Raw genomic sequence first — 25434 nt, forward strand, 5'->3', positions numbered from 1 at the left:
CCTGTTGCAACCAAAGTCAAAATGAAAGGAGTTATTTAATGTGGCATATGTATCTTCCCATTGCCGGGAACAGCGTTAACGTAATTCTCATCTTCATGTTGGGAGGCTTAGTTGGGCTGCTCTCAGGGATATTTGGTGTAGGAGGCGGTTTCTTGATGACTCCACTGCTCATCATGTTCGGTATCCCGCCGACCGTTGCAGCTGCATCTGACTCAAATCAGATTGTCGGAGCTTCAACTTCCGGATGTCTGGCCCACTATCGCCTCGGAAACGTAGATTTCAAGATGGGATTTCTGCTTCTTATCGGCGGGATTATCGGCGGATTTTTCGGAGTTCAAGCTATTAAGGTCCTCAGGGCTATGGGTAATGCTGATTTCTTAATTAATGTTACCTATGTTCTTATGCTCGGCGGTGTCGGCTCTTACATGTTTTATGAGAGCCTTCAGAGTCTTCGCAAAAATGTTCCTGCAGTTAAAACAGAAGCTCCTAAAAAGAAATCCCGTTATACTGCAATGCTCGAAAGTCTTCCTTTCCAGACCGACTTTAAGAAGTCCGGCGTACGTCTCTCTCTCCTTATGCCTTTGGTTCTTGGTGTTCTGGTAGGTGTTCTGGCTGCCATCATGGGAGTCGGCGGAGGCTTTATCATGGTTCCGATCATGGTTTATCTGCTTCGTATGCCTATGCATGTTGTTGTAGGTACAAGCCTTTTTCAGATTCTTTTTACCTGCATAAATGTAACTATTTTACAGTCATACACTAACCATACCGTGGACTTTGTTCTGGCTTTAATCCTTTTAGTCGGTTCAACTATCGGGGCTCAGTTCGGAACTAAGATCAGTAAAAAACTCAAAGGCGAACATCTTAAGATTTTGCTGGCTACTCTTGTTTTGGCTGTTATGGTAAAAATGCTTTTCAGCCTGTTGCTCACTCCTGATGTGTTGCTGGCTTATGCAGGGGGACATTAAAATGAAGATATATTCAATTACGCTTAGCATCCTTTTTGCCTTGTTTCTTATGTCTTGCGGAACTGTTTTCGCAGACGGAGATATGTCCCTCAGCTTTAAGCCTGATCATGTAACCATAGGTACAACTTATAACGGTGCAACAGTCGAACTTAGCGGGACGGTTCCCGAAGGCTGCGCAGCCGTTGTGAGAGTTATGGGTGAACTTAAGGACACCAAATTCAAGCAAAAGGGTAAAGTTCTCGGCCTGCTCTGGATGAATGTTGCTACAGTTGAACTTGATAATATCCCAAGTTTATTTTTGGTGGCGACCGATTCAGAAACCTATGCAGGCGGCGGTAAAAAATGGGAAGATTTAAATCTTGGATTTGATTCCGTAAAAGGCAATTCTGATACGAAGATTTTCCATGAATTCCTTAAGCTTGTTGAGCACGAAGAACACTACATGATTGAAGACGGAGTTGTTAAATACCATGAGACCGCTAATGGACTCCGAGGCTTTACCGCTGAGCTGACACTGCCTTCTTCTTTACAGAGAGGAGAATATACCGTTGAAGTTGTGGCTGTGCGTGATGGTAAAGTTGTCGGAAAAACGGTAAGTTCCATATCAGCTGCTTTTACCGGATTTCCTAAACTCCTTTCTTCCATAGCATTTGGACATGAGATCATTTACGGAATCTCTGCCGTAATAATAGCCATTTTGGCCGGTTTATTCATGAGTATGATTTTCAGCGATAAAGGGGCTGCCCATTAAGCTCCGAGGTAAATATTATGAATCGGTTATTTAATTTCGTACATAAAATGTTGGGTGGTAGACGCAAAAAAGTGTCTCGCTCTTTTGCCGACCTTTTTGATCGTTTTAACAGCATTTTGGAATTAAATAACCGAATTCTTACCAGCATAGCCGTAATGCACAGTAAGCTTGGCGGGGATTATATTTTTGATACCCAATATCTCCGCAATGCTTCGCAGGAGCTTGAAACTCTTGTTCTAAAGCTTATCGGCGCGCTGGACTACATGTCGCCGGAAAAATATATCGGGCTTTACTGTTCACATCGTGAAATTACCGAGAAGCTGCATAGTGAACTTGCGGGTTATCCGGCAATTGCCGACAGGCTCACAGTTACTTTTGAAGGGACTACAAAAAAGGAATTCGACCTCGTAGGTGCTAAAAGTTATAATTTGGCTCGAATCTCGAATATTGTGGGGATTACCACTCCGGCAGGAATAACTGTTACCACTCGGTCCTGTATGGAGTTCATGGAATACAATGATCTTAATTCCGCCATCTCAGATATTAAAACAGAATGGCTGGAAGGAAGTAGAAGCCTACGCTCAACGTCTGAAGAAATTTCCAAACTGATTATGGCTGGAGATGTCCCTCCAAGATTGCGTAAGGCTTTAAACCGCGTCGGCGATCAGCTTTTTCAGAAAAGTGAGAAAGGGGTCGGTCTGGCGGTTCGCAGCAGTGCATGGGGGGAAGACGGAAGATATTCGTTTGCAGGGTTGTATGAGAGTTTTATTAACGTTCCATATGACAAATTGCAGGAAGCATATCTTAAGGTCCTCGCCAGTATCTATTCTCCGGCCGCAATGGAATACCGGCAGGAGCTTGGTTACAAGATAAGCGAAAGTTTGATGGCTGTCTCATTTCAGACTGTGACTAGAGCTAAGTGCAGCGGGGTTGTTTATACTCTTTCTCCTTCTGCTCCATCTGATAATACTGTTGTAATAAGCGCGACGTGGGGAATGGGCTCTGCCGTTGTTTCAGGTGAGGTTTCGGTTGACCAGTTTATTATCTCTAAAGATGAGCCATATGATCATCTGGGCGTATCCATTGCCCGTAAAAAGCATGCGGTAAGGCTTAATTCTGAGGGAGCAGGAGTTGTAAAAGAGGATGTCAGCGAGGAAATGCAAAGCATGCCGTGCATGACTTCCGATGAAATAACCCAGCTTGTTCAGGCCGTGATTAAGATAGAACAATACCATAAAAAGCCTCAGGATGTAGAATTCGCTTTTGATGAAAGCGGGCAGCTTTTTATTCTTCAAACCCGTCCACTGGCAATTCATGTCCCTGACGAATCGACGATAGAATTGCTCAGTGAAAAACTTTCCAGCTGTGACGTTATTTTTTCAGGAAAAGGTGATGTTGCTCAAAAGGGTATAGCTTCCGGCCCGGTGTTCATAGCCGGAAAAGGCAGAAGTCTTGATGAATTTCCAGACGGTGCTATTCTGGTCGCGCCTCATTCTTCACCGATTTACGCTTCGCTTATGCACCGCGCTGCCGGACTGCTTACAAATGTAGGCTCACCTTTGGGCCATTTAGCTACTATAGCGCGAGAATATCGCGTACCGGCTTTGCTGAACACTGAAAATGTAATGGAAGTGTTGACTGAAGGGCAGATGATAACTGTCGATGTTGAGCAGCAGACTATATATTCCGGAATTATTAAAGAATTGAATCTGTATGAAGCTGCTGCCGACCGCATTGAAGAAACTTACGAATATCGTCTGTTAAGAAGACTTTTAAAGCATATTGAACCTCTTAATTTGTTTGATCCGGCAGACAGCAATTTCACGCCTGTGGGGTGTGTAACTTTCCATGATATTGCAAGATTCGTCCATGAGAAAGCTGTAGACGAGTTGATAAGCATTAACATCAACAGCCTGTATTCTTCATCTCCGAGTGTTCGTCTTGATCTTCCTGTGCCTCTTGATATGACCATAATCGATATAGGAGGCGGACTTGTCTGCGCTGAGAGTGAAGATAGCAAATGCACAGATAGAAAAACTATTACTCCTGATCATATTGTTTCTACTCCGATGAAGGCATTCATCGATGGTGTTACAACGTCCGGAGTTTGGCAGTCTTCCCCGGTTTCTGTTGATTTTTCGAGTTTTATGTCCAGCATGACCCGTACTTTTCCTGCGGAACTTGCCCCCTCATCAAGCGTCGGTCGTAATCTTGCTGTGATATCTAATAATTATGCTCACTTAAGCTTACATCTCGGTTATCACTTCACAATGATAAACAGTTATGTCAGCGAAAATATTTCAGAAAATTATGCTTATTTCAGGTTTGCCGGGGGGGTTACCGAAGCGAAGAGACGTTCCCGCAGGGCAAAGTTTCTTGCTGAAGTTCTCGGGAAACTGGATTTCTCTCTCAAGTTGCGGGAAGATCTTCTTATCGCAAGGATTAAAAAGATTCCTGCTAATGAAATTCTGCGCCGGGTGGAAATTTTCGGAGTTCTGGTTGCATATACCAGACAGCTTGATGTTTCTATGGTCGACGATGAGCAGATTCACAGGCATGCCGAGTTATTCGGCGGCCTCATAACGAGTCTAATTTAAACAATTATCGGAGGGTTGCACATGACCACTTCATCAAAAACCAGCATTCTTATTCTGGATGACGAGCCAATTGTCAGCAAGAGGCTGCAGCCGGCTTTGGAGAAAAAGGGATACGAGGTGGAAAGTTTCTACGACAGTTCTGTTGCTCTTAAACGGGTCCATGAACGCAATTTTGATATTGTTGTCAGCGATTTGAAGATGGACGGAATAGATGGGATGCAATTTCTCACTATAGTCAAAGAGCTTTCTCCGGCTACGGAAGTCATAATCATAACTGGTTTTGCGACAATGGAGACAGCTAAAGAATCCATGCGCAAGGGTATTTTCGATTTCTTGGCTAAGCCGTTTAAACTCGGAGAAATACAAGAAGTTATACGAAGAGCTGATGAAAAGATCAGAAAAGCAGCTCTACTTAATAAAGCTTAAACAAGAACTGCTATGAAAGCGAGGTGTGTTCATGCTTAGAGCATTAATCCCCGTCGAGATGACTTTGGCTTCAAATATTGCCCTCAGATATGCCTGTCAGAAGTCGAAGATTATCACTATGTCTCTGCAACCGATTCATGTTGAGGAACCTGATGAAAAGTCTCATTCGTCACAGATCGGTTGGATCAGAAGGTCTTGGGAAGAAGGACTTAAACAGGCCGGTACGGAAGAAGTAATAAATATTTTAAACAGCGAAAAACTTGATTGCCACGTGATGTCCAGACCTATTGTATCTATCGGCGAACGTGATGATCAGATTTTATATGAACTGCGAAGGAATTCATATAACTTATTTATTGAGGGCGAATTATCCAATTTTAACATTGCTGAATTCCATAAGAAAATTCATTCCAGACTATATAAGAAGATGCCTTGCCCGGTCCTTTTGGTCAAAAACATGATTCAGTCGGACAGGATTGCTCTTATGATTGATCCCAAGTCGAATCTGGAAAAATTGGTCGAGCAATTTCACGCTATTTTTTCTGACAAAAAAATTGAGTTCGATCTTTGTCTATATAGTTTGGATGACCTTAATCAGGATAAATTTCCTGATGAGATTATCAGTGAATGCACAAAGCTTCTTGCTGATCACGGGCTCAAGGCTCGCAGGTCGTATACTCTTTTGTGTGCTCCTGAAGTTGCCGCAAATTCTCTTAAGGAATACGGCCTTGTTGTTTCAGCTATGGACCGCAGATCAAGTCGGAAATCTCCTATGTCTGAAGTTTTAGCTCGCGTTTCCTGTCCCCTGCTTTTGTGCTGGACCTACTCTAATGGGAGGCAATAATGAAAGTACTCGTTCCGGTCGATGAGAATTTATACAGTATGTACGCAATTCGTCATGCCGCACGGCTTGCGGTCAATACTTTACCGGAAGTGGTCTTGCTGGCCATGGAAAAAGGTAAAAGTGATTCGGATTCGGACTCAATACCTTTTGAGTTGTCGCATCCTAAAATGCGTATGCTGCACAATTACTGCAAAGACTTTCTTAATCAGCTGGGACCAGATTCCGAGCTTTATTGTTCTGCTGAAGATAAGCCTGAAGTGAAAGCTATAGACAAAACCGTGTATGAAGAAAAAATGTCAGGAATGAAAAAACTGCGTCTGCATCTGCGCAGTGAAGCTCCTGCAAAAGCAATTCTCAAAGAAGCAAAGCGCATTAACAGTGATCTTATTGTGCTAGGCTGCGGTCACGGAGTCTGTGACTGGATGGACGATCCTCAGGCTCCGGGAAAGGTTGCCGAAAAAGCTGACTGCTCCGTTTTAATTCTTAAAAAAGAACAGGATATTTCAAAGGTTGTATGCTGCCTTGATCACGCCCACGCGACTCAGGAATCCTTTGAGATGATCAACCAGCTTGTGACCCTTTATAATGCAGAGCTTGAAATCGTCGGAGTTTTAAAGCACGGGCAGCTTCAAGAAGAAGTTGAGCACCAAATGAGTGAGGTGCTTGATTACTATATGAGATGCGGAATTCACGCTCTTGTTAAAGTTGTTGATGAAGATTCGCTTGAAACTTTTATTTCTTCCGGCTCTGAAAATGAGTTGATAGCTGTATGGCTCAGCCCTAAGTCTTTATTACAGAAGCTGCTTTCACGCGGAAAAGTAACAACCTTTGTTGAAAAAACTTTGTCGTCAATATTAATTTTGAGATAAAGGGCTGTGGGTTAGACTATTACAGTTATTATTTAATTAATTTTCGGGAAGAATTTTAAAAGCCATGAGCAGACATATGAATGTTTGCTCATGGCTTTTAACGTTTATTGTTTTTATAAATTTCGTTAATGTTTTTTCCGTAAATGAACCATATATGACGTAAGTGAGTTGCTGCCGTGTCTTCAAGAATAATCAATGATAATTATGAAAATGAAACTTTTAAAGAGTTAGACGCAAGTGAGGAGCAATTCAAGGAAGTTGCTTTTTATAATTGTTATTTTGAAAAATCATCTTTTCAGTTCGCAGAGTTAAAAGGGTGTTCTTTTGAAAATTGTACGTTTGCTAATTGCAACCTTGCTCTAGCTAAATTTAATAACACCAAATTTATAGGCGTAGTCTTTAATGATTCTAAATTACTGGGAATCAATTGGAGCAGCACTGGAGTGGTGATTATCGCGTCTTTTATAAACTGTTTGCTTGATAGTTCTGTTTTTAGCGATATGAATCTTGCTAAAATTAAGCTTGTTTCCTGTTCAATGGTGGAAACCTCTTTTATGAACACGAAGCTTGCTCGAGTTAAATTTGATGACTGCGATCTAAAGAATTGTCAATTTCACCAAAATGATTTGAGTTATGCAGATTTTAGTACATCAAGGAATTATTTCATAAATTCGAGTTCTAACAAACTTCATAAGACTATATTTTCATTGCCTGAAGCAGCTTCACTACTTGCAAACCTTGATATTACTTTAAAGTGAGCTCTTTGGTTGATCTTACATGCTGTTCAGTACAGTATTCGACCATTCTAGTGCTTCTCTGTAACATCTCATTATGTCGGCAGCTTCAAGGTCTAGAGATGCCGCCATTGCTCCGACTTTTCCCCAATCAGATTCTTCCATAGCTTCTATCAAAGTCAGCCACGGCTCAAAACAAGTTTCACCACCGCGAAGAGTTTCGCGGATAGTCTCATCAAGAGCCGAGAGGCGTTCTACAACCGAGTCCATCGGCATCTCAAGCATTGCATCCAGTAACGAGAATAATCCTACCAGAAATAAGCGTTCATCACTCTTTTTAGTTTCAGAACATGCACTCAGCATTTCCAGAATTTTAGCCCGTTGGAGACTTAGACTTGTTAATTCTGCCGATTTTCCGGGCTGCTTCATGTCTGTAAAAAGGATCATGCGCAGCCAGTGTTTGAGTTGGTCCCAGCCAAGGTAAATAACCGCTTGCTGAACAGATGAAATTTTAGCCGAGAGGCCATATGCCGCAGAATTAAGCAGATTCAGAAGACGAGCACTTAGTGAAACATCTTTTTCAATGGTTTTACTTAATTCTACCAAATCAATGTTATCATTGTTCAGCATTTCCATAAGATTGAAACGCAGCATCTCATTGGATGATATTTTGCGCGTTACTTCTGTTTTCGGGCGTTTGAAAAAATAGCCTTGATAATACGCAAAACCTAAAGTTTCAACAGATTCGAATTGTTCTGCGGTCTCTACTTTTTTTGCTAAGTAGGAACCTTTAAGGCCAGGGAAAAGCTGTATGCGCTGTGCTATGTCTGCTCTGCTTATCTCTGAGATATTCAGAGTCATGATATCTGTCAGGTCGTATAATTCTGTATTTTCATACCGAGCGGCGTAGTCATCTATCGAAATAGTATAGCCGCGGTCCTTAAGTTTTCTGACTTTATCAATAAATTCAGGCGATATTTTCTCAGGATCGGCGAACTGTACGATAGTTGTTTTGGGGTGCTGTGATAAAGGAAGATCTTCAATAATTGCCTGCTTTGAAAAATTAATGATAACTTTGGCAGCGGTAAATTTATCATCAGGGCTTAAAGCCAAGCTGGACATAACTTCCATTGTTGCCTTGAATTCATCGATGTATGTGGCGGAATCTGAACCTTCTTCCTGGCGGTAGAATAGTTCATACCCCCATATTTTCATTTTGCGATTGAATATAGGTTGCCGTGCGACGAAAACATTATAGTAGGATTTTTGGGTATCGATTGTGCTCATGAGGGGTCTCTAGCTACTTGTTTTGCATTAGGCTATGATAATAATAGGTCCTATTTTTACCTCGCTGCTTAGCTTCATACATGGCCGCATCTGCGGCTTTAACAAGATCATTCGATGTTCCAGCATCTTGCGGGTATAAGGCTATCCCTATACTGGCGCTGACTTGACAAATGTGTCCTTCACAAGTTGATGGCACTGCTAAAGATTTGCACAATTTTTCTGCAATTATTTTTAAGTCCGACGGGTCACTGAACATTTCAATTAGAACGATAAATTCATCGCCTCCGATGCGGCAGGCTGTGTCTGATTTTCGGATTGACTTTGAAAGACGTTTTCCTATCGTTCTTAGCAGGGTGTCTCCTGTATTATGTCCAAAGCTGTCGTTGATAATTTTGAATCCATCTAAGTCTATGTACAGTATAGCCAATGAATAGTTGTTCCGTTCCGCCATAGCCATAGCTTTTTTGAGCTGAGCATAGAACATGTTCCGGTTCGGTAGCCCTGTAATCTGATCATGCATGGCAAGATAATTGATTTTGGCTTCGTAGATCTTACGTTCGGTTATATCTGTGAAAGCTCCGACTACTCCGATTTTTTCCCCGGAGATATCTGTAAATGCGGTTTTTTCTATTTCAATTTCATGTCGCAGCCCGTCAGGAAAAGGAAATGCTGTTTCATATTTTTGGTCTTGCCCTGATTCTAAGGTAGTACGGTCATAATTTTGGGCAAGTTCTGAAGACAAATCTGGAATAATTTCTAAGGTTGTTTTACCTATTATCTGGTCTTTTGAACGTCCAACAACTGAAGCGAAAGCTTTATTTATGGTGTGAAAGCGTAAATCCTTGTCTTTATAAAAAACAGGCAATGGAATTGCGTCTAATAATGCATTCATGAAGTGATAGTGTTGTTCTAATGTAGCCGTTTGCTCATTTCTCCTCATTTCAGTTTTTTCAACACTGCCCCAGATAAAACCTAGCGTGGCTGTGACTAGCGAAACCGAATAGATTAATCCATGGCTCCAGTATGGCCAGTTGGACAGAAGATCAGGGTGCATGCTTAAAGCAAATAATCGAAAGGATATGGCTGTAATCAAGAGTATTCCGGAAGCGAAAAGCAAATACTGATAATTCCTCATTTTTTCAGTTGCACGTAAGACAGACCATAAGCAGATAGCAAGCTGCAGGGCTATCAGTAGCAAAAATGATATTTCAAGTCTAAAAGTGTTCGGAATTACTAATACAAATATATAAGAAGAAACAAAGACTGCACAAAGAAATAGCAGAGATAATTTGATAAGTTTGTGCGAGATTCGGCGAAAACGTTCAATGCCGATATTGAGTAATATTAGAGATGCCAGACTCAGTGTTTGGGATGCAATGATGTAATAGTCTGGAATATAGGAACTGAAAGTCATAAGCATGAAAGACACACTTAAACATAAATATGCTATACTGATAATAAGGAAACCACTGGGTTTATTATGGAATAAAATGACGAACAGAAGGATAAATCCTTGTGCAAAGCAAATAATGGAATTGCTTAGTAGGAGAATGTTAATATCGATCACCATTAATAAAGTGCTCCAAAACCGAAGTTTATATGTGGCAACAGTTTTTAGTTATTATAACATAACATCGTGTTAAATTACTGTCTATGGTAGTGGTAAAATAGAGTAGGCTCTTGTTTGAAAATAAATTAGTAAGAATTATTATCATATATATCTATTTATGCCGAGTGTAGTAAAGTATTTCATACTGTTACGGGTTGAATTAAAAAAATAATGTGTTTTTGGTAGATGAGGGATGATAATTGTAAATATCGCTATGTACCCTTGGGGTACGCTGAAATATTAATTATGAAGAACTTTTTTTGCGCGACGATATGTGTGCTGCAAGGCAGCTAGATCCTAAACTGAAAGGATTTGCTTTAAGTGAAAAGTCCCTGTGAGGAATAAAATTTGTTTTTAAAAAAAATAAAGAAAAACCGCATTGCTAAAATTTTGAAAAGTGGGTTGTGTCTGGCAGCACTTTCACTGTTTTTACTATCCTCTTTTCCGAGCTTTTCAAATTGTGCCCAAATTAAAGAGCATAGTGTCTCTTACGCTGTTTTTAGCGGAAACAAGATAAACACTGCGCAGAATTTGCTGGTTGCGGAAGCAGGCGGTGCTTTCGCAGATAATGAATCTTCACAGAGTCAGGACACGCAAACTGCTATCAGGTATAAGACTGACTCTGCTCTTGAATTTAGTGTTCTCAGTGAAATTGTAATGCTGTTAGTTTTTGTGATTCTGTTGATATTTTTTTGGAATCGTAAACTTTTTAAACTGAATCAGATTTTAAATGCGGAAGTTGCGCAGCGCAGAAAAATGGAGATTGTTCAGAATTCACTTTATCGTATTGCGCTTGCGGTTACGGAAGTTTCAGGGATGGAAGAGTTTTATTCTATAGTGCAGAAGAGTATTGCTGAATTCATGTACGCCAGTAATTTTTATATTGCCATTTATGATCATGAAAAAGACGAGCTCAGCTTTCCTTATTTTGCTGTAAACGAGGAGAACGTTCCTGCGCCTAGAACGCTTGGAAAAGGGTTTACTGATTATGTGATAAGAACCGGTGAACCCTTGCTGGCGGATGAAAGTAAGCAGAAGGAGCTTATCGCCAGCGGAGAGTTTGAAAGGATTGGGAAACCTTCTGTTGCTTGGATCGGGATTCCTCTTAGTCACGAAGGAAAGACTGTTGGAGTATTATCTGTACAAAGTTTTGATGATGGTGAAATTTTAAATGAAGTAGATTTAGAGCTTCTCATGTTTATTTCGCCATATATAGGAATTGCGTTTGACCGCCTTCAGCTGCATGAGCATGGGCGATTAAAAGCTTTAGAATTACAAGAAAGTGAAGAACGGTTCAGAATACTTTTCGAAGAATCATCTGATGCGGTAGTTTTAATAAACGGGGACTCAATCGTTCAATGTAATCGCGCCGCTTCCGGCCTTTTACAGATGAGTTCTCCTTCAGAATTAATAGGATTACAGATTAAAGATATTTCACCAGCGAATCAGACGGACAAATTCTTTTCAACAGAAAAAGTAAATAAACAGATTACGGGCGGAGCTGTTAATGGCAAGTCCAAATTTGAATCGAACTTACAAAGAGCTGATGGTAATATTTTCCCGGTAGAAGTTTTGCTGACCCCGATTTATTACAAGGGGCAAAATCTGGTTCACTGTGTATGGAGGGATATTACGGAAAGAAAACTGGCTGAAGCTGCTCTGACTGAAAGGGAAGTTAAATATAGAGCTCTATTTGATTATGCAAACGATGCAATTGTACTGATGGATTTAAAGGGTAACTATGTAAGTGCCAATCCTGAAGCTATATCGATGTTTGGCTGCGATTCGGAAGAAGAATTCCAGTCTTATTCTCCAGCAGATTTCATGCCCGACATTCAACCTAATGGGGTCTCTTCAGTTATCTCTTTTGCTAAAAACATTCAGATGGCTATTGATTCAGGTAGCTTAGAGTATGAAGGTGTTGGTAAGCGTCTGGATGGAGAGAATTTTTACGTGAATATACGGGTTCGCCCTTTGGTTGTTAACGGAGAAACTCTTTTACTTGGTAATTTGCGCGACATTACCGAAAGAAAAAACAGCCGTGAGCAGATTAAGCGTTCTGTTTCGCTGCTTACTGCAACAATTGAATCTTCTGCAGATGGGATTTTAGCTGTTGACGGTGCTGGTTTGGTTGTTGCCTGGAACAGCAGACTTGCTGATATGTGGAATCTGTCAGGAGTCGCTCTGGATGAAGGCGTAGCCGCAGATATTTTTAATTTAATTCTTGATCAGGTGGATGGTTCAAGTGTTTTAAAAGATAATATTTGGAATTCTTCATTTGAATCTGATTTGAATCATGTTGATGAACTTAATTTGAAAGATGGAAGAATTATTGAAAGATATTCAAATCCCCAGCGTATAGGTTCAGAGGTTGTAGGAAGGGTTTGGAGTTTTAGAGATGTGACAGCAAGGCGCAGAAGCGAAAAAGATCTGGCAGAGTCGTATCGCCGCCTGCATGATATAATAGAATTTTTGCCTGACCCGGCAATGGTTGTTGATAGCCGGGGTGTAGTTGTCGCATGGAATAGGGCCATGGAAGAAGTTACAGGCGTTGCGAAGGAGAATATGCTCGGTAAAGGCGACCACGAGTACTCAATCCCTTTTTACGGTGAACGTAAGTTGACTTTACTCAGCAGGGCCGTTTCAGGAGGAAAAGAATCACCGGACAATTTATATGAATTCGTTCAACGTAAAGGGGATATGTTGTTCGGAGAATTTTATGCTCCTAATGTTTTGGGGGGTGAAGGTGCGTATCTTTGGGGTGTAGCCCGGCCTTTACGTGATTCGTCGGGGAAAATTTATGGCGGAATAGAATGTTTGCGCAATGTTACAGACCGTCGCCGCGTAGCCAAGGAACTTACCAGAGCAAAGCTTGCAGCAGAAGCTGCAACCCGTGCTAAGTCGGAGTTTCTGGCAAATATGAGTCATGAAATTCGAACTCCGATGAATAGTATTATTGGTCTTGGGCACCTTGTATTAAATTCTACGCTTGATATTGCTCAAAGAGAATCTCTGGAAAAAATGATGTCTTCGGCTGATTCGTTACTTTCAATTATTGAAGAAATTCTTGATTTTTCAAAAATTGAAGCATGTAAGCTGGTCCTTGAAAGAACCGAATTTGAACTTGATGGTGTTCTTGATAAACTGTGTAATCTTGTTGCAATCAAAGCTGAAGAAAAGGGGCTTGATTTTGTATTGTCAGTTGCTCCTGATGTGCCGCATCGCGTAATAGGTGACCCTCTTCGTTTGGAACAAATCCTTACTAATCTTACAAACAATGCAATAAAATTTACAAAAAAAGGGGAGGTTGCGCTTTTTATTTCCTGCAAAGGGACACCGCGCAGCCCCAAAGGGACTTGTATAAGATTTACAGTTAAAGATAGCGGAATCGGTCTTAGTAAAGAAGAACAGGCGGAGTTGTTCAAGGCTTTCAGTCAGGCTGATGCCTCAACTACGCGTAAATTCGGTGGAACAGGATTAGGGCTGGCTATCTCAAAAAGTTTAGTCAATTTAATGGGCGGGGACATAACTGTTCAGAGTCAAACAGGTGTAGGAAGCTCCTTTGAGTTTGATGTTGATTTCGCAATTATTGAAGATTCTCCTCGCTTGGTTTTGCCTGACTGCGTTCACAAAATGAAAGTGCTGGTAATTGATGATAATGAAAATTCGAGACAATTTATAGGAGACTGGCTTGAATCATTATCTCTTGAGACCAGTTTAACGGATTCTGTTGATTCAGGAGTCGAGCTGCTGCAATCAGGCTTTATGGCAGGTGATACAATAGATTTAATTTTTATGAATTATGACAGGGAGCATGAGGACCATTTTAAAGCTGTTAAATTAATCCGGTCGAATTCTGATTTAATTGATACCCCGATTGTAATGATGCTCCCGTTCGGCGCTGACGAAAATATCCGCAAGCAGGCTTCGTTTAGCGGAGTAAATGGATTTATATCAAAACCTGCGACAAGAGTTTCTTTGTATCAGTCTGTAGTTGATGTCTTTAAACTCGAATCTATTATGAAAACGCATGAATTGGCTTCCGGCAACAAAAAACTTGTCGGTTTCGGGGGGCGGAGTATTAAGGCTCTTTTAGTTGAAGATAATCAGCTTAACCAGCACGTGGCGACCAAGATGCTGGAGAGTTTGGGACTAAGCGTTACTGTTGCAGAAAATGGGCGGCAGGCTTTGGATCTGTTATGGGCGGCTCCTTTTGACATTGTATTAATGGATATTCAGATGCCCGAGATGGACGGGCTGACAGCAACTAGGATAATTCGTTCCGATGAACACTATAAGGACCTGCCTATTTTGGCAATGACGGCTCATGCTATGCAGGGCGATCGTGAAAAAAGCTTAGTAGCCGGAATGAATGACCACATAACAAAACCTATTTCACCGTCAACTCTTTTAGCTGTTTTAAAAAAATATATTAAATCAAAATCGTTCAGCTATATACCGATCAGTCGCAATGCCGGACAGGACGGTATAGTTATTCCAGAGCTGGCCGGGATTGATACTGCGAAAGGGTTAAGTAATATCGGTGGTAATAAGAAAGGTTATCTGCGGGTTTTGAAGGGATTTAAGAATGATTATGGGAAGTTTGCTGATGAATTTAAAATACTGATTGATAAATTGGAATTGGAAAAAGCTGCAATGAATATTCATTCTTTGAAAGGTGTAAGCGGCAATATCGGGGCTAATCGTCTTTACGATTTATGCCGGAGCATTGAAAATGAAATTCATGAATATGATGAAGATAGAATGAATGGCGCTTTAAATAGACTCACATCTGAATTAACGATAATAACTAAAGCATTAAATGGGTTGCCCGATGCCAGTGTAAATGAAAGCACTGTTTATACCGATGATAAAGAAAAAAGTTTTGAACTTATAAATAAATTATACAATCTTCTTAAAGATGGAGATGCAGACTCCTATGATGTCCTTGAAAAACTTATTTCATTTATTGACCCTGAGCGGTTTGAGGGGCAACTTCAAACTTTAACGCAGCATATTGATAATTTAGATTTTGATAAATGTTGTTTGGTTTTAGAAAAAATAGCGGATGAACTGGGTATCACTCTTAACAGAGGGACGTTTAATGGATGAGAAACCTAAAATCTTAATTGTCGATGATGACCGTCTAAATCTCAACGTTCTTGCCGACTTGCTCCGGCTGGACTATAAAGTTATTCTTGCAAAGAATGCTAATCAGGCGTTAGACCGTATAAATGCGGAGTTCCCTCCGGATCTTATCTTGCTGGATGTTGTTATGCCTGAAATGGACGGGTATACCTTGCTGCATAAGATCAAAGAGCAGGAATCTTCCAGAAATATTCCGGTTATTTTTATCACTGCACTTGATTCAAAGCAGAACGAAGCTCGCGGTTTGGAAATGGGGGCTGTTGATTACATTCGGAAGCCTTTTCATCCTTCAATTGTTAAAGCCAGAATTAAAAACCATCTCACAATTGTCAGGCAGCGGAAACTGCTTGAGGGATTGGCAAATCTTGACGGGCTTACGGAAATGCCGAATCGCAGAAGTTTTGAGATTGCAGTCGAAAAGGAATGGCGCAGATGTTTGCGGTCAGGTGACTTAATCTCCCTTGCTATATTGGATGTAGATTGCTTTAAACAGTTCAATGATAATTATGGACATACCGCAGGTGATGATGCTCTCAAAAAAGTAGCCAGCGTCCTTGAGCGTGAAATTAGGCGTCCGTCTGATCTTGCTGCCAGATTCGGCGGAGAGGAATTTGTTATTTTATTGCCTGAGACTGATGCTGAGGGTGCCAAATTTAAGGTGGAAATGGTGCGCTCCGAGGTTGAGGCTTTACAGGTTGTCCACGGTTTTTCTTCGGCCGGGCAGTTTCTGACAGTCAGTATCGGCGGGGTTACTGTTTCTCCGTCAATGTCTTCGAAACCGCTGGATATGACTGTAGGAGCAGATTCTATGCTTTACGAAGCTAAACGCCGCGGCAGAAATATGATTTTATGGACTGACCTTACCTGATGCATCAGAGCTGTTAGCTGGGAACCAAATTTCAAAAGAAGTGCCTTCGCCTAAGGAACTTTTGCATTCAATCCGTCCTTTCAAAGCTCTGGTGACGAGGTTGTAAACCAGATGCATCCCCAGTCCAGTGCTGCCTTCGCTCCGCTTGGTGGTGAAGAAAGGATCAAATATTTTAAGCAGTTGCTCGTCGTTCATGCCTATTCCGTTATCTGAATAGTTGAATATAATTCCATTACCGTTTTTTTCAGCCTCAATGACTATCAGCCCGTGGTCGTTATCCGGAAACGCATGGGTGACAGAGTTTATTATAAGGTTTGAAAGGACTAACATAAGCGACCCTGGTGAAATTGTAATGTCGAGGTTCTTAGGGCATCTCACTTCCAGTCTGTGACTGTGGTCATTCAGTTTTGGTTTCAGAGAGATAAGGATCCCTTGAATATAATCATAAAGGTTAATGTCTCGCAGATCATCCGATGACTGGTCGACTGCTAATTGCTTGAAATCGCTTATCAGTTTTGCCGCCCTGTCAAGGTTCTTTACAATATTTACAAGCGCGATTGAGCTGGTGGCAATATATTTTTCAAGATCTGACTTTTTTAAAGAGTTATCTGAAAATTGTGTTTGCAGGTTCTCGGTGATTTCTTTTAAGTAGGAAGTTCCGGTAACTCCGATGCCCAGTGGCGTGTTTACCTCATGTGCTATGCCTGCTACCAACTCTCCAAGTGATGCCATTTTTTCTGTCTCAACAAGTTTGTTCTGGGTCTGTCGTAACTCATCCATTGATTTCATCAGAGCTGTGTTTGCATTTTCAAGCTCAACAGTTCGCATAGAAACTCTGTCCACCAGTTCTCTATTTATGTGCTGGAGAGAGTTCTCTGCTTCTTTTATACGCGTTATATCCATGGAAATAGTAAGAATCGCCTGTGTCTTTGTTGCCGCAGAGGTATAGGGCACTTTTGTTGTTTCAAGCCAGTGGATGTTTCTGTCCTTATCAATATAACTTTCCTCGAGTGAAAGTTTTTCATTTCGGTCAAGAACTCTCCTGTTATCTTCCTGTATCCGTGAAACGTCGTCACTATTGCTGATAATATCGGTCAGGACTTTCCCGGTAATAAAGTCAGCTGAATTATGAAGTCTCTCCGCTTTGTTTTTGTTAACTAGAAGAAATTTACCATCTATGTCGTTTGCAAATATTTCTTGAGGAAGAAGGTCTATAATCTGCCTAAGCCTGGCTTCGCTTTCGAGAGCTTTTTTTATTGCATTTTTATTTTCTGTAATATTTTGCCCCTGCAGCAGGATAAAAATGGAATCATCATCTGTTCCCATTTTTACAGGGGAAAATGTCCACGTAAAAATTTGTTCTTCTTCTGACTTTGTCATCAGCGGTACTTCCAATAACGGCGGATTATACCCGGATGCTGCCAAGGCTAGGTATTCATTAATGTCTGGTAAATAGTCGGTTGGGAAAAGCTCTTTCAGATTGCTATTTTGCAGCTCCTTGTGATTGTTTCCGAGCAAATTTTCAGCAGATATGTTCATATCAATAATTTTACCCTCAGTGTCACAGTTAATTATTGGAGCTTTGGCAGATGAAAATAGTTTGGAGATATATGTGCTTTTTTCATGAATACTGCTGACCATTGTTTCCAGAGTGTTTCCTAACTGGTTAAACTCTTTTATTTTTCCTCTTATGAATGAAGCTTCGCTGGTTCCGTTTGCAACTAAGTATGCATAGTCGGTAAGTTTTTTAAGTGCTGTAAGAATCCTTTTTTGCATTATCCATGTTGCTGCAACAGATAAAATTATGGTCAGGATAAGCATTATCCCGAAGATTTTCATAAAATTTTGTTTGAGAGATTGAAACTCCGGGGTGATTCGTGAAAAACTGAAAAGTAAAGGTGGGGCCGCTTGATCCGGCAACAGCTGAATTGTGGAGAAGAGAGTGTTATTTTTTATTGCAAAATTTCCGGGAGATGATTTGCAGGCCCAGTTCACCAGTCCGCTGGCAGTAGGGCTGGAAGGATTGTTGGCACTGATCAATAGCTTATTTTGACTTATAAGGACTGCGTCCGCCGCCGCGGATGTTTTTTTTAGATTGTCTAAAAAAAGGGTATTAGAGTTTAAGTTGATTCCACCGTAAAGAACTCCGTTAATTTCTCCGGTTTGATCATTAGTGATAGGCACAGCGCAAACAAGAACCGTTTGGTAAGTATTCCCTGTCTTGAAAGATAAATGTTTCCATGTCGGTAATGTTGTAAGATAATTTTTATGTTTTTCTGTGAATTGAATGGCAGGTGTTTCAACAATTCCTGCATCGATCCAGCGTTCACCGTCTTTGAAAAGTTCCAGGATATCCAGGAAATAGCCATGCTTTGAACTTATTAAATTATATAAGCTCTGTTTAATAAAGTCTGAGTCGCCGTCTGCCATGGCATTTTTAAATGCAGGTGATACTGATAACTCGATTAGGTCATCTTTTATGTCTCCGAGTGTATTGTCTAAAGAGAATTCTATAATGCTTCTTGTTTTTTCAATATCACGTGTAAGTTCATTTTCAAGTGTTGTTTGAGACAGGTAGAATGATCCTGAAAAGAGAATTCCTCCCATAAGAATAAGGAACGCTATCATCGGGATGATTATTTGAGAGGTCAGCCCTAACTGGGGCGGGATCTGAAATATCTTCCTATTTATCATCGATTAGTCCTCAGTAAGTCCTGAGTTGCATAATCTTTTGCTGCAGGAATATGAGTGGTACATGCCGGTAAGAATATTGCCGGTACTGTGAAAGACAATGTTTTACGAGATAAGCTCATTAAATCTCCTGAGTGTTTAGGATCGATTACAGCTTATCACATAGAGAAGGCAGTTAAAAGGAATTGTAAGGAGAAAGATGCAGCAAATTAATAAAATCTGCGGGTATCTTTTAAAAGATACCCGCAGATTTTTATGTCTAGGAGATTACGCGGCGGGGCAGAGTCTGTTTTGACGATTAATAATTGAAACGCCCAAGTATACAATAGGGGTATCTAGCAGGGCGATTACAGTTTTGGCCAGCCATTGCCCCAGAATAATATCCGTTACCGGTAAAATTCCGTAAAATGCTACTGATACAAAAATGGTGGAGTCGATCAGCTGAGAAGTTATAGTTGAGAGATTATTTCTCAGCCACAAGTGTTTTCCTTCAGTTCTTTTCCGGATTAGGTGGAACAGCCAGACATCATGAGTTTGGCTGACAGTATAAGCAATCAGAGAAGCCAGTACAATTCTCGGTGTGTTTGAAAGCACGCTTGCAAAACCTTCCTGACCATTCCAGAAAGGAGCCGGAGTCCAGTGCAGTGCCGTCCATGACAGGAATATAGCTGCTAAGAGAGCTATAAACCCGCATTGAATGACTTCATTTGCTCTTTCTTTTCCCCATATTTCGCTGATAATATCAGAGGCTATGAATGTAAGGGAGTAGGCAAGAACACCCGCTGGAGCGTAAAATCCAAAGATATTGATTATTTTGGTGGATACGACTGCTGCAATGACCAATGAACTGATAAAAAGGCACGTGAGAAGAGTGAACGCTTTGCGTTCAAAAGTTGAGGAGAGCATTAAATTCCCTTGTGTTGACGGTTATTGTCATGAAGCAGAGTCCGCCCGATACAAGCAAAAGGGAGAAAGTCCAGTATCTCGACAGGTCTGCTTCGGGGCCTGAAATTTCGCTAGGAAAGAATGGTTGCCAGTATTGCAACAAAAAGTCAAAATAGAAAAAGAACCATATTTTGTAGTCTTATCGTGCTTAGTCGCAGTTTTCTTTTAAGTCATAAGCTGTTATCTGCTCACGGGCTTCAGCGGTAAAAATACATAAAAACAGCTTTTAGCAAAGTTTATATAATATTACGGAGAATTATTGTGAAAACTACAAAAAGTCAGGATAAGACAGGCGCGTTAAAAACTCTCGGACAGGGAGGAACAACCAAATACAACTATGATTCTCCAAGTCCTGAAATTTTAGAAGTTTTTCCAAATAATTTTCCGGGAAGACCTTATATTGTAAGTATAGAATTTCCTGAATACACATCGCTTTGTCCGGTCACCGGACAGCCGGATTTTGCGAATATCATTGTGGAATATATCCCTGATGAAGTTTGCGTTGAGTCTAAAAGTTTTAAACTTTATATGGGCTCTTACCGCAATCATCAGTCTTTCATGGAGACAATCACCAACAATATTCTGGATGATTTTGTCAGCCGTCTTTCTCCCTTGTGGATGAGAGTTAAAGGAATATTCTCTCCGCGCGGCGGCACGGGGCTCCATGTTTTTGCAGAATACTTCAAAGAGGACAGCACTCAGTTTGTGAAAATCTGTGATGTTGTGCATGAATGGAAAATAGAATCAGGACGACACCGTTCATAATTATTACAACATTACAAAGAAATAATCCCGGTTTTGCGGTTAACACTGTTGACAAAGTAGGAATATGTTCTTATTTTGCCAAGTACGAAAGTAAGGAGGTCTAAGCGTGAATGAATATATTGAAGCAAAGGCGAAAGTCTTTAAAGCTCTGGGCCATCCTAGCAGACTTGTGATTGTAGAGGCTCTTTGTTCCGGCGAACTTTGTGTTTGCGACATAGTGCCGCTTGTGGGGCGCGATATTTCAACTGTTTCTAAACATTTGTCTTTATTAAAAGAGGCTGGAGTTCTTAAAGACAGTAAGCGCGGTACAAATGTTTATTATAGTCTCAGGATGAATTGCGTTCCCGGTTTTTTGAATTGTTTGAGTGATTTTCTTGGGAAAAGACTTGAAAAACAGGTTCAAGATTACGCTTCAAGTTCAATTAAAAAACTATAATGATTTCTGCGGCTGACCTATTTTATTTAAACTTTTTTTAACCTTAAATTTTCGTATTTGGCAAATTAAACAATGTGGGAGTTCATATGGAAGAGTTAAATCTCAAACCTTGTGCATGTTCATCCGGTAAAAAGCTGGAAGAAATAGGCCGTTTTGAAAAAGTTGATAAAGTTGAAAAAAAAGACCCGAACTTCTTTACTGGTAAAACTTTATGGGCGGCTTTGGTTGTTGCTGTCGCAGTCTGGTTTGTTCTTTATTCGCAGTTGCTGCCTTTTTCTAAGTATTTAGCGTTTAATCTTTTTGGGTTGATTCCCGGAAGTCATATGGGAGAAACTGTACAATTTTTTGTATATGATACTCCCAAGGTGCTGATGCTGCTTGGCCTTGTTGTCTTCGGTATCGGGATTATCCGCTCATATGTTACTGTTGAGTGGACTCGTAAGATGCTTGCCGGGCGCAGAGAATCCGTTGGTAATGTGATGGCTGCTTTACTCGGAGTTGTGACTCCTTTTTGTTCATGCTCGGCTGTCCCGTTGTTCATAGGCTTTGTAGCAGGCGGCGTCCCTCTTGGAGTTACTTTCTCATTTCTTATTTCAGCACCTATGGTTAACGAAGTCGCATTGGTCCTTCTTTACGGGCTTATGGGATGGAAGATTGCTACTCTATACTTCGTAACAGGAATTACCATTGCGATTGTTGCCGGATGGGTCATCGGTAGGCTGGGTATGGAAAAACATGTCGAGAGCTGGGTGAAACTGGCCACAGCTGATCAGGGCGGAGCATCAAGAACGATGTCGATTGAAGATCGTGTCAAATTCGGTCTGGACTCTGTTAAGGAAATTGTCGGTAAGGTCTGGATGTACATGGTACTAGGTATTGCTGCCGGAGCGGCTATCCATGGTTATGTTCCGGAAGGAATGATGGTTTCAATCATGGGCAAGAGCGCGTGGTGGGCCGTACCTGTTTCTGTACTGATGGGAATTCCGATGTATACCAATGCTGCCGGAGTGATTCCTATTGTGGATGCTCTTCTCGGTAAAGGGGCAGCTCTTGGAACTGTGCTTGCCTTTATGATGAGTGTCATTGCTCTTTCTTTTCCAGAAATGGTGATTTTGCGGAAAGTTTTAAAGCCGAAACTGATTGCTGTTTTTGTAGGAGTTGTCGCCTCAGGAATCTTGATTGTCGGGTATCTGTTTAATATGATTATTTAAATTTGCTAATAAATGAGAGTAAGAAACTGCATCAACTCTTATAGTGGCTGATGCAGTTTTTTTTGCTGATTTTTTAATATCGAGCTGTATTTTGTTGGTTTTAGCTGTCAATGTTGAAGATTAATAGTACTCTTAGTGGTGCATAGTGTGTATAGTTTGGTTGGTTTTAGAACTGTTTTCATTTGGGAGGCAGGAATCTTGGGAAAAGTTTTAATAATCGATTCCAGCAAAGCTACAGCTCTTTTTTTGAAAAGAACTTTGGAGCAAGCCGACTTTGTTTGTGACACTGCGCCAAGTCTAGAGCAAGCTGCTATTTTAATTTCACAAAATAAATATTTTGTGGGGTTATGCAGCTTAATTTTCGACGGGCATGAAGCTGGTGAAGGGATTGATTTATTAGTTGCAAACAAAATTCCTGCAATCGTTGTAACAGCCTCTCTTGATGATGATCAGCTTAGAGAAATTTTGAAGAAGAACATAATTGATTATGTTCTTAAAAGAAAAGAACACTCTGAATATATTGTCCGCATAGTCAAGCGGGTTTATAATAACAGAAACACGAAAGTTATGGTTGTGGACGATTCCAGCACGATGCGCCGCTGGATTTCAGCAATTCTAATTAGGCAGGGGCTCACTGTGATTCAGGCGGAAAACGGAGCTGCGGCTTGTAAACTGTTTGCAGCGAATTCTGATATAAAACTTATCCTGACTGATTACACCATGCCGGAGATGGACGGTCAGGAGCTTACTGCAAAACTAAGGCTTCTTCGACATATGGATGAGCTTAGTATTATTGTTCTTTCTTCCGATGAAAATTCACGGACAGCTCCTCTCTTTTTGAAAACAGGAGCAAATGATTTTATACACAAGAGTGCAAGCATAGAAGAAATTTTATGCAGAGTTAATTCAAACTTGGAAATTATGGAATTGCTTGAAGAGTCTCGCAATAGAGCCAATAGAGATTTTCTTACCGGCATGTGGAACAGGCGTTATTTTTTTGAAAATGCATTTTCATTATTCGAGGAGTCCGAAGACAATGGCACGCCTCTTAGTGTTGCACTGCTTGATATAGACCATTTTAAAAATGTGAATGACAATTACGGGCATGATGTCGGAGATTTGGTATTAAAAGATTTTTCATCCAAAATAGTTGAATATTTTGGAGAAAAAGGACTTTGCTCCAGATTCGGGGGGGAAGAGTTTACAGTTCTTATTCATGGAGTGGATTCAACTGAACTTGAAAGCTATGTTGATGGCTTCAGAGAGATAATAGAGATTTCGTCTTTGCCGTATAGACGTGAAAAACTTAAATTTACAGTGTCAATCGGTGTGACTTCAAATATAACGCTAGGGCTTGATGGTATGATTAACAGAGCTGACGTCATGCTATATGAAGCTAAAACTTCCGGCAGGAATAAAGTCGTTTTCGATAATGAGTCGTAACTGTAAGCCCGAGAGGATTGAACAGATGCAATAATGTCACTTTAAAATAGCTTTATTCACTTTGAATAGACGGGTTAATGTTATATGAAATATCTTTGATGAAATAGGCTGTCCATAATAAGTGATAATAATAAGGGGGTATTATGCTGACATTCAAAGAATTTTTCAGTTCAGGTGATATCGTTAATTTAACCGAACAGGTTGTTTATGATGAGCTTAAGGCCTTTATTGAGAGGCAAGAGGTTGAATTCTGTCAGTGTGATAAGTGTCTTTTTGATATTGCATGTGTTGTTTTAAACGCTGTCCCAAGTCTTTATTCGTCAAGTGATGTTGATAGAAAATATCCAAACGCAGATTTTTCTATGGAATATGAGCATCTGCAACGATTGGTAAAAGAGGAACTGCCTAAGAGTATTGCGCTAGTGAAGAGCCGGTTGCACCACTAGTACAAATGATATTCACTATATATTTTTTAGTTAAAGTATGAAGCTGTTTATAATGTCCTTTTGTTTATGATACTGATCTGATAAGAATTCAGACTAGTGTGAGACTGTAAAATAAAATTTTTGAGTTATATAAGACATTGAGTTATCTGTTTTATATTTACGGGGGGACTTGTGAATTTCAAATTAAGCATAAATGATGGCGTAAAAAGTATGCATTGTCGATTGTTCGTGGTCGTATGCACGTTAGCTTCTCTTGTTTTTTTAGGTGGCTGCTTTGACGATGATAGCGGGAAAGCTGCTCAGAAGCAGGCCGTTCCAGTTAAAGTTTATAAAGTTGTTCAGCAGGATTTTCCTGTCAGTGGTGAATATGTGGCCCAGATTCAAGCGGAAAAGACCGTTGAAATCCGTTCACGGGTTGATGGGTATCTTACAGAGCGCAATTTTACTGAAGGGGATATAGTTGATGAAGGTAAACTGCTGTTTAAAATTGACCCCCGTCCGTACGAAGAGGCTCTGAATCAGGCAAAAGCAGAACTTGCTCAGAGCGTAGCTTCACGCAGTAAGGCCAGCACTGACTACAAAAGGTTTAAGACGTTGTATGATCAGGGCGCGGTCAGCCGTGAAGAACTTGATACTAAAACAACTAATAAGCAAGTGCTTGATGCTCAGGTAAATAATGCTGACTCGGCCGTTAAAGATGCAGAGTTGAATCTCAGTTTTACAAAAATATATTCTCCTATGAAAGGGCTTATCGGTAAAACTCAGGTTAACCCCGGCTCCCTTGTCACCAAAGAATCGACGCTCCTTGCTACTGTTTCCGCAGTAGACCCTGTATATGTAAATTTCAATATTCCTGAAAAAGAATACCTTTTCACTGTTCACGATATGGAGGAAAGGAAAAAAGAAGGTTTGCCTAAACAGAGTCATATCCTTCAAATGATTTTAGCAGATGGGAATTATTACAACCAAAACGGAACGTTCGGTATGGCAGACCGTGCAGTGGATTCCACTACCGGAACACTGGGTTTGCGAGCTGTTTTCCCGAATCCTGACAAGCTGCTTAGAGACGGCCAATATGCAAAGGTTGTTGCCCTTCTTAAAGTTTTTGAAAAAGCACTTGTGGTCCCTGCAAGAGCTGTTCTTGATATTCAAGGGCACAAATCTGTTCTGACTGTTGCGGCCAATGGAACTGTAGTTGAAAATCCGGTAACGATTGAGTTTTCAAATGATCAGAGCGCAGTTATTAAAAACGGAATTGCTGACGGTGATCTGGTTATTGCAGACGGTGTAAATAAGATTAGGCCTGGTACACTCGTCGCTCCTGAAGTTGTTGCTGATGGAGTTGCTAATGCCAAAGGTATGGAATCTGAGTAATAGGCATTAATTTTAGTTTTTTTGA

19 protein-coding genes are annotated in these 25434 nt (G+C 40.7%); 15 read left to right on the forward strand and 4 right to left on the reverse strand.

The annotated features are described in order from the left end of the window. Nucleotides 1–38 precede the first annotated feature (38 nt). From B9N78_RS08770 to B9N78_RS08800, 7 genes are all read left to right on the forward strand, one after another. The gene (locus tag B9N78_RS08770; RefSeq protein WP_085101409.1) at nucleotides 39–965 is read left to right on the forward strand and encodes a sulfite exporter TauE/SafE family protein; all 927 of its coding nucleotides are present in this window, start codon (nucleotides 39–41) and stop codon (nucleotides 963–965) included. 1 nt (nucleotide 966) lies between these two features. After that, a complete protein-coding gene (locus tag B9N78_RS08775; RefSeq protein ID WP_170921403.1) occupies nucleotides 967–1716 on the forward strand; it encodes a TIGR02186 family protein in 750 nt (249 codons plus the stop codon). Between the two features lie 17 nt (nucleotides 1717–1733). Beyond that, on the forward strand, nucleotides 1734–4313 hold the full coding sequence (locus tag B9N78_RS08780) for a PEP/pyruvate-binding domain-containing protein (protein WP_085101413.1): 2580 nt from the start codon (nucleotides 1734–1736) through the stop codon (nucleotides 4311–4313). A 21-nt stretch (nucleotides 4314–4334) separates the two neighbouring features. After that, on the forward strand, nucleotides 4335–4739 hold the full coding sequence (locus B9N78_RS08785) for a response regulator (protein ID WP_085101415.1): 405 nt from the start codon (nucleotides 4335–4337) through the stop codon (nucleotides 4737–4739). A gap of 31 nt (nucleotides 4740–4770) precedes the next feature. Further along, nucleotides 4771–5583: a universal stress protein gene (locus B9N78_RS08790; protein ID WP_245805505.1), complete on the forward strand. Its 813-nt coding sequence runs from the start codon at nucleotides 4771–4773 to the stop codon at nucleotides 5581–5583. Then, the gene (locus B9N78_RS08795; protein ID WP_085101418.1) at nucleotides 5583–6452 is read left to right on the forward strand and encodes a universal stress protein; all 870 of its coding nucleotides are present in this window, start codon (nucleotides 5583–5585) and stop codon (nucleotides 6450–6452) included. Before B9N78_RS08790 ends, B9N78_RS08795 begins: the two co-directional genes overlap by 1 nt. 176 nt (nucleotides 6453–6628) lie before the next feature. Next, a complete protein-coding gene (locus tag B9N78_RS08800; RefSeq protein WP_085101420.1) occupies nucleotides 6629–7210 on the forward strand; it encodes a pentapeptide repeat-containing protein in 582 nt (193 codons plus the stop codon). 15 nt (nucleotides 7211–7225) lie between these two features. Here B9N78_RS08800 and B9N78_RS08805 read toward each other — a convergent pair whose 3' ends face one another. Together B9N78_RS08805 and B9N78_RS08810 are read right to left on the reverse strand one after the other, a co-directional pair. Further along, nucleotides 7226–8473 carry an EAL and HDOD domain-containing protein gene (locus B9N78_RS08805; RefSeq protein WP_085101421.1) on the reverse strand — a complete coding sequence of 416 codons (1248 nt, stop codon included), beginning with the start codon at nucleotides 8471–8473 and terminating at the stop codon, nucleotides 7226–7228. 13 nt (nucleotides 8474–8486) lie between these two features. After that, nucleotides 8487–10043 (reverse strand): GGDEF domain-containing protein, encoded by a 1557-nt coding sequence (locus tag B9N78_RS08810; RefSeq protein ID WP_085101423.1) that lies wholly within the window; start codon nucleotides 10041–10043, stop codon nucleotides 8487–8489. A 387-nt stretch (nucleotides 10044–10430) separates the two neighbouring features. Between B9N78_RS08810 and B9N78_RS08815 the strand changes: the two genes are divergently transcribed. Further along, nucleotides 10431–15194 (forward strand): PAS domain S-box protein, encoded by a 4764-nt coding sequence (locus B9N78_RS08815; protein ID WP_085101424.1) that lies wholly within the window; start codon nucleotides 10431–10433, stop codon nucleotides 15192–15194. After that, nucleotides 15187–16098, forward strand: coding sequence for a diguanylate cyclase (locus tag B9N78_RS08820; protein WP_085101426.1), 912 nt, complete (start codon nucleotides 15187–15189; stop codon nucleotides 16096–16098). The genes B9N78_RS08815 and B9N78_RS08820 overlap by 8 nt, the downstream gene beginning before the upstream one ends. On the opposite strand, the gene B9N78_RS08825 is transcribed toward B9N78_RS08820, so the two are convergent. Both B9N78_RS08825 and B9N78_RS08830 read right to left on the reverse strand, forming a co-directional pair. Next, complete coding sequence (locus B9N78_RS08825) at nucleotides 16078–18792, reverse strand: PAS domain S-box protein (RefSeq protein WP_085101427.1); 2715 nt, start codon at nucleotides 18790–18792, stop codon at nucleotides 16078–16080. The two genes, B9N78_RS08820 and B9N78_RS08825, sit on opposite strands and share 21 nt — an antisense overlap. 264 nt (nucleotides 18793–19056) lie before the next feature. After that, nucleotides 19057–19695 carry a queuosine precursor transporter gene (locus B9N78_RS08830; protein WP_085101429.1) on the reverse strand — a complete coding sequence of 213 codons (639 nt, stop codon included), beginning with the start codon at nucleotides 19693–19695 and terminating at the stop codon, nucleotides 19057–19059. Nucleotides 19696–19995: 300 nt separating this feature from the next. On the opposite strand from B9N78_RS08830, the gene queF reads away from it, so the two are divergent. The 6 genes from queF to B9N78_RS08860 all read left to right on the forward strand — a co-directional run bounded on the left by queF (nucleotide 19996) and on the right by B9N78_RS08860 (nucleotide 25409). After that, nucleotides 19996–20499 (forward strand): preQ(1) synthase, encoded by a 504-nt coding sequence (gene queF / locus B9N78_RS08835; RefSeq protein ID WP_085101430.1) that lies wholly within the window; start codon nucleotides 19996–19998, stop codon nucleotides 20497–20499. 106 nt (nucleotides 20500–20605) lie between these two features. Further along, on the forward strand, nucleotides 20606–20935 hold the full coding sequence (locus B9N78_RS08840) for an ArsR/SmtB family transcription factor (protein WP_085101432.1): 330 nt from the start codon (nucleotides 20606–20608) through the stop codon (nucleotides 20933–20935). Nucleotides 20936–21021: 86 nt separating this feature from the next. After that, a complete protein-coding gene (locus tag B9N78_RS08845; RefSeq protein ID WP_085101433.1) occupies nucleotides 21022–22146 on the forward strand; it encodes a permease in 1125 nt (374 codons plus the stop codon). A gap of 198 nt (nucleotides 22147–22344) precedes the next feature. Next, complete coding sequence (locus B9N78_RS08850; RefSeq protein WP_085101435.1) at nucleotides 22345–23589, forward strand: diguanylate cyclase; 1245 nt, start codon at nucleotides 22345–22347, stop codon at nucleotides 23587–23589. Nucleotides 23590–23732: 143 nt separating this feature from the next. Continuing rightward, nucleotides 23733–24035: a late competence development ComFB family protein gene (locus B9N78_RS08855; RefSeq protein ID WP_085101436.1), complete on the forward strand. Its 303-nt coding sequence runs from the start codon at nucleotides 23733–23735 to the stop codon at nucleotides 24033–24035. A 171-nt stretch (nucleotides 24036–24206) separates the two neighbouring features. Further along, complete coding sequence (locus B9N78_RS08860) at nucleotides 24207–25409, forward strand: efflux RND transporter periplasmic adaptor subunit (protein ID WP_245805506.1); 1203 nt, start codon at nucleotides 24207–24209, stop codon at nucleotides 25407–25409. Nucleotides 25410–25434 lie beyond the last annotated feature (25 nt).

Origin of the sequence: Desulfovibrio gilichinskyi (genome assembly GCF_900177375.1) — a bacterium.
In the GTDB taxonomy this organism is placed as follows: domain Bacteria; phylum Desulfobacterota; class Desulfovibrionia; order Desulfovibrionales; family Desulfovibrionaceae; genus Maridesulfovibrio; species Maridesulfovibrio gilichinskyi.